This is a genomic window from Pseudomonas citronellolis (genome assembly GCF_029335315.1).
Lineage (GTDB): Bacteria > Pseudomonadota > Gammaproteobacteria > Pseudomonadales > Pseudomonadaceae > Pseudomonas > Pseudomonas citronellolis_A.
Map to the genome: position 1 here is coordinate 1 of NZ_JARJLT010000114.1, position 5,637 is coordinate 5,637.

The following is a 5,637-nucleotide window of genomic DNA, read 5'->3' on the forward strand; positions in this document are numbered from 1 at the left end:
CCGAGGAAAGCGCAAGCAACGCGCGCTGGGTGAGCGACAGCCTGACCACCTACGTGCGCAGCGGCCCCACCGACGGCTACCGCATCGTCGGCACCCTGGTCTCCGGGCAGAAGGTCGAGCTGCTCAATACCCAGGGCGACTACAGCCAGGTGCGCGGCGAGAGCGGCAACAGCGTGTGGATTCCCAGCCGCGACCTGCAGACGGTGCCCGGCCAGGCCGAGCGCCTGCCACAACTGGAAAAGCAGGTGAGCGACCTGACCGCCCAGCTCGACGGCATCAACGGCACCTGGAAGACCCGCGTGCAAGGCATGCAGGAAACCCTCGACGCGCGCAAAAGCCAGATCGACGAACTGCAGGCCGCGCGCAAGTCGCTGGACAGCGAGCTGACCGAAGCCCGCTCGCAACTGCGCACCGTCCAGGCGCAACTGGGCGACGAGAACAAGCAGGTGCTGATGCGCTACATGACCTACGGCGGCAGCATCGCCGGCGCCGGCCTGCTGGTCGGGCTGATCCTGCCGACCCTGCTGCGGGTCAAGCGCAAGCGCAACGACCAGTGGGTGTGACACGAGAAGCGCGGAACCACGGCGCCGCAGCGGGACGCCCTCGGCTGTAGGGCAGCGGAAACGCGCTCAGCTCATGGGCATGGCGGCGCAAGTGAGACCGTCAGCCCGTGCCGAACAGCTCGCGCAGCATGACGGCGCGCTTGCGGTGCATGTCCGCGTGGGTGTGCTCCGCCGCCGTCCTCAGCGCCGACAGCCCCATGCGGCGCAGGCCGCCACGATCCTGGGCGCAGGAAGTCACCGCCCGCACCAGGGCCTCGGGGTTGTTGGTCTCGAACAACACGCCCGTCCCGCCGTCGGTGACCACTTCGCGATTGCCGCAGGTGTCGGTGGCGATCACCGGTACCGCCTGCGCGAATGAGTCATAGAGGATGCGCGCCTGCTCGTCGCCGGTCAGCGGGACGATGGTCGCGTGGTAGTTCCTGAGCAGTTGCAGGAAGGGTTGGCCATAGGGGCGCGGTTCGAGCAGGCGCACCTTCAGCGCATGGGCCTGCTCGGCGAAGTGCTGGATGTCGACGCCCATCTCACCGTCGCCGATGACGTCCACCTCCAGGTGTTCGCCGTTGCGCTCGAGCAGCCGCATGGCCTCCAGGAACAGCGCGACGCCCTTCTGCTGCACCAGTCGCGTGGCCAGCAGGAAGCGCGCCTGGAGCGGCTTGGCGTCCCAGAGCGCCTCGGCCTCGGTAGCGGAGAGAATGTCCCGTTCGGAAATCCAGCTGGCCGGCAGGACCATCGCGGTGCCCTTCGGGCCGACCGGCAGGCTCTGCCTGTAGCCGCGGTGGGTATACACGGCGAAATCGGCGTGGCGCAGCGACCAGCGTGCGAAGCGCTCGCCGAGCCAGGCGCGCAGGCGCGCCTTCCAAGGGGCGGGCGCCCCGGGCTGCAAGCGCCAGAAGGCGCTCTCCACGACAATGATCAGCGGTTTGCGGCGCAGCAAGGCGATGGGGTTGATGATCGCGCCCGGGGGGATCGGCCAGCCGGCGACACCCGAATGGACCAGATCGGCCTGGCCGATGGCGTTCCAGGCCACGCGGATCGCTCGCGGCAGGTGGAGCAGCACTTCCCGCGTGCCGCCTTCCGGGTACAGCCCGACGAACGCCAATCGCAAGCCCGCAGGCGCGACGGCCTCGACCATGCCCGGTTCCGGCGCGTCGATCTCGCGGAAAGGCGCCATCACCGTGAGGTTGGCCAGGTAGTCCAGGTGCGCCAGCAGGTCATGCCACCACAGCTCGTCGAGCCAGACGCGGCCCTGCGGGTCGCGGGCGAACGGCGCCGCGACAACCAGCAGATAACGCTGCCGGAGTCGTTTGTTAGCCGTTGGCGAAGAGGAACGCTTATTCATCTGGCCATGAACTCCCGGAGTATCTCGCGAGTTACCGGAACAGTCTTTTTGTGTCTGACTTGAAACCCTGTGAAACACGCTTCAAACAACAGCGAGAAGCCCGTCCTTCAGCGGTTTCTTATACGTCAGGCTACTGGCCAGCTCCAACAGTCTCATCATCCAAATGAATTAAGCAATCCTATATAGATGGCCCTCTAAGATGCTTTGGAAATTACCGATATGCCATTCCTTGGCTCGCCCGCGGCCCCTCTCATTCACCGCACGACAAGGAGCCGCGCCACGCAGAAAGTCGGGCTGCCACGGCGCCTGATTCGTTACAGTGGCGGCCCCACTTCCCGGAATGCATGGAGCCCGCCGATGGATGGAATTCGCCCCGCAGCCCAGGACGACGTCCCGGCGATCACTCGCCTGGTGCGCGACGCCTACAGCCCCTACATCCCACGCATCGGCCGGGAGCCGGCGCCCATGCTCGACGACTATGCGCAGGTCGTCGCCGAGGCCGACGCCTTCGTGTTCGAGCGCGCGGGCGCGGTGGCTGGCGTGCTGGTGCTGAAACCGCAGGGCACGGCACTGCTGCTGGAAAACATCGCGGTGTCGCCGGCCTGCAAGGGCCTGGGGATCGGCAAGGCGTTGCTGCTGTTCTGCGAGGACTTCGCGCGGCAGCGCGGGTTCGCGGCCATCGAGCTGTACACCAACCAGTTGATGACCGAGAACCTGGCCATCTACGCCAAGCTGGGATACCGGGAAACCCATCGCGCCACCGAGAACGGTTTTGCGCGGGTGTTCATGCGCAAGGCGGTGTAAGGCTCTCAGCCTTTCGTCCTAGTCCTTATCCTTCGCCTGAAATCCACGCCATGCGAAGGAAATATCCGATACTCTCCCGCAGCGCTCATCTGCCCTTGTTGCGCATTCGGCCGGCTCCTAAGCTGCGGCGGTCGCGGCTCATCCGCGACCGGGTTTGACAGCCTGAAGAAACGGCGCGATTGCGCCCTGAGGTGCATGCGAAAGCGGCGAATGCTTTCGCAGGCCCCCTCGCGGCTGCGGTTCAGCACCGCAAGTGTTATGGCAGATCGCGCGGGGAGACCCTCGGGTCTGCCGGCATCCGTTTCCCGGTCTGTCAACCCCGCGCGGTCTGCCTCCATTGGTTGACAGCTTTGGTGGCAGCTCCTGAACCTCAAGAAACGGAGCAACAACAATGCCCAAGCTCGATACATTCATCGATCTCCCCGGTAACGCCTTTCCCTTCGACATCCCACCCGCCGATGGCCAGCCCGGCATCGGGCTGTGCCTGCCGCTACCCGCACAGGCGGCCAGCGACAGCGGCATTCAGCAGGCCGAGCGCTGGCTCGCCAGCGAGCCTTGCGGCTTTCTCTGGACGCAGTTCGTCTATGGCCGTGAAGGGCAGCCGGATGGCTGGCGCAGGACGGCTTTCGAGATTGCCTTTCTGACGCGGCTGCAGCAGCGGATGGGACGGATGCCGGGGGAGCTGGATTGATCGATTGATGTGGGGAGGGGCGAAGTCCGCCCCTCCCTAACCCTCGGCTACGCGCCCCGCCCTGAAGGGAGAGGGGACCGTCCGGCGCGAGCGGTAAATCAAGAGTCATCCTGACGCTCAGTCTCCAGCAGTTCTTCCGAATCATTGCCCGCATCGTTCACGCTCAGCCCGACCCTGTGGCCGACGAAGTTCTCGCGGGCGTGGTGCATCAGGTCGTCCAGCGCTTCCCTGGCCGCCCTCCTCCCTGCGCAGGATCGGCACCAGGCTGGTTGGCGCCACATTGAAGCAGCGGCGCAGCCAGCGGCCCGAATTGCGTGCACCGATATGCCAGTAGCGCTCCATTTCGGCTTCTTCGGAGCTGACGTAACGGCCGCACATGGCTTTGCCGCCGCTGGCCTGGGCTGCGTTGAGGATAGGCGAAGCCAGGAATGACGCGGGGCACAGGCCGGCGAGGCGAGGCGCCGAGCAGGTTGTATCCATTTTTCCTGTCTGATTGGCCAGGTTTTTGCTTTCTACGTACACAGGAATATTTTCCGCTCGGCGGCATTTTCCGACGGATTATTTTTCAAGCCAAATCAGCCATTTCCATGCCGTGATCGGAATTTTGTATACAAGGTGGTAGCCAAACATGGACAACCGTGTCTACAGTGCCCAGCACAACAAAAACAAGCGAGTCCTCCAGCCATGAATGATCGTTCAGCTGCAGCGTCCTCCAGCTCCCGCCCGGAAGACGAGAACCTCGGTATCGGCGCCAACCTGGCGTACGGCCTGCAACACGTTCTGACCATGTACGGCGGCATCGTCGCCGTGCCGCTGATCCTCGGCCAGGCCGCCGGCCTGAGCCCCGCCGAAATCGGCACGCTGATCGCCGCCTCGCTGTTCGCCGGCGGCCTGGCGACCCTGCTGCAGACCCTCGGCCTGCCCTTCTTCGGCAGCCAGCTGCCGCTGGTGCAGGGGGTGTCCTTCGCCGGCGTGGCGACCATGCTCGCCATCCTCACCACCGGCTACGAAGGCGGCGGCATTCCGGCCGTGCTCGGCGCGGTGATGGCGGCCTCGCTCATCGGCCTGCTGATCACGCCGATCTTCTCGCGCATCACCAAGTTCTTCCCGCCGCTGGTCACCGGGGTGGTGATCACCACCATCGGCCTGACCCTGATGCCGGTGGCCGCGCGCTGGGCCATGGGCGGCAACAGCAAGGCGCCGGACTTCGGCAGCACCGCCAACATCGGCCTGGCCGCCGCGACCCTGGCCATCGTCCTGCTGCTGAGCAAGCTGGGCAGCGCCGCCATCTCGCGCCTGTCGATCCTGCTGGCGATGGTGATCGGCACCGGCATCGCCTACGCGCTGGGCATGACCGACTTCTCCAAGGTCGCCACCGGCCCGATGGTGGCCATGCCGGAGATCTTCCATTTCGGCATGCCGACCTTCCACATCGCCGCGATCGTCTCCATGAGCATCGTGATCCTGGTGACCCTGGTGGAAACCTCGGCCGACATCCTCGCCGTGGGCGAGATCATCGGCACCAAGGTGGACTCCAAGCGCCTGGGCAACGGCCTGCGCGCCGACATGCTGTCGAGCATCCTGGCGCCGCTGTTCGGCTCCTTCACCCAGAGCGCCTTCGCCCAGAACGTCGGCCTGGTGGCCGTGACCGGGGTGAAGAGCCGCTACGTGGTGGCCACCGGCGGGCTGATCCTGGTGACCCTCGGGCTGCTGCCGGTGGTCGGGCGCATCGTCGCGGCGGTGCCGCCGGCGGTGCTCGGCGGCGCCGGGCTGGTACTGTTCGGCACGGTGGCCGCCAGCGGCATCCGCACCCTGTCGAAGGTGGACTACCGCAACAACATGAACCTGGTGATCGTCGCCACCGCGCTGGGCTTCGGCATGCTGCCGATCGCCGCGCCGACCTTCTACAACAACTTCCCCGGCTGGGTGGAAACCATCTTCCACTCCGGCATCAGCTCCTCGGCGATCATGGCCATCGCGCTGAACCTGCTGTTCAACCACTTCAAGACCGGCAACTCCGACCAGCAGTCGGTGTTCGTCGCCGCCGAGGAACGCACCCTGCGCTACCGCGACATCGCCGCGCTGAACGAGGGCGACTACTTCCTCAACGGCAAGCTGCACGACAAGGACGGCAACGAGGTGACGGTGCTGGACGAGGAGCATGAACACGCCGAGCACTCCCCACCCAGGGCGGTGAAGGCTGCGGCCCACTGACGAACAAACGGCCCCGCGAGGGGCCG

At 65.8% G+C, this 5,637-nt stretch carries 5 protein-coding genes; 4 read left to right on the forward strand and 1 reads right to left on the reverse strand.

Features of this window, described 5'->3' with window-relative positions; genetic code table 11:
* On the forward strand, window positions 1–563 hold a 563-nt coding region (locus tag P3W75_RS09660; RefSeq protein WP_276227154.1), incomplete at its 5' end, for a TIGR04211 family SH3 domain-containing protein.
* Window positions 564–663: 100 nt separating this feature from the next.
* Here P3W75_RS09660 and P3W75_RS09665 read toward each other — a convergent pair.
* Window positions 664–1,902, reverse strand: a complete 1,239-nt coding sequence (locus tag P3W75_RS09665) for a glycosyltransferase (RefSeq protein ID WP_276227155.1) — start codon at window positions 1,900–1,902, stop codon at window positions 664–666.
* 357 nt (window positions 1,903–2,259) lie between these two features.
* On the opposite strand from P3W75_RS09665, the gene P3W75_RS09670 reads away from it, so the two are divergent.
* The 3 genes from P3W75_RS09670 (at window position 2,260) to P3W75_RS09680 (ending at window position 5,611) form a co-directional block, all read left to right on the forward strand.
* On the forward strand, window positions 2,260–2,706 hold the full coding sequence (locus P3W75_RS09670; protein WP_276227156.1) for a GNAT family N-acetyltransferase: 447 nt from the start codon (window positions 2,260–2,262) through the stop codon (window positions 2,704–2,706).
* Between the two features lie 391 nt (window positions 2,707–3,097).
* Entirely contained in the window at window positions 3,098–3,397 is a 300-nt protein-coding gene (locus tag P3W75_RS09675; protein ID WP_276227157.1) for a LasR-specific antiactivator QslA, read from the forward strand.
* 684 nt (window positions 3,398–4,081) lie between these two features.
* Window positions 4,082–5,611, forward strand: a complete 1,530-nt coding sequence (locus P3W75_RS09680; protein WP_276227158.1) for a nucleobase:cation symporter-2 family protein — start codon at window positions 4,082–4,084, stop codon at window positions 5,609–5,611.
* Window positions 5,612–5,637 lie beyond the last annotated feature (26 nt).

Coding starts and splice junctions, on each gene's coding strand:
- P3W75_RS09680 (WP_276227158.1), top strand. CDS start 4,082: ATGAATGATCGTTCAGCTGCAGCGTCCTCCAGCTCCCGCCCGGAAGAC.
- P3W75_RS09670 (WP_276227156.1), top strand. CDS start 2,260: ATGGATGGAATTCGCCCCGCAGCCCAGGACGACGTCCCGGCGATCACT.
- P3W75_RS09665 (WP_276227155.1), bottom strand. CDS start 1,902: ATGAATAAGCGTTCCTCTTCGCCAACGGCTAACAAACGACTCCGGCAG.
- P3W75_RS09675 (WP_276227157.1), top strand. CDS start 3,098: ATGCCCAAGCTCGATACATTCATCGATCTCCCCGGTAACGCCTTTCCC.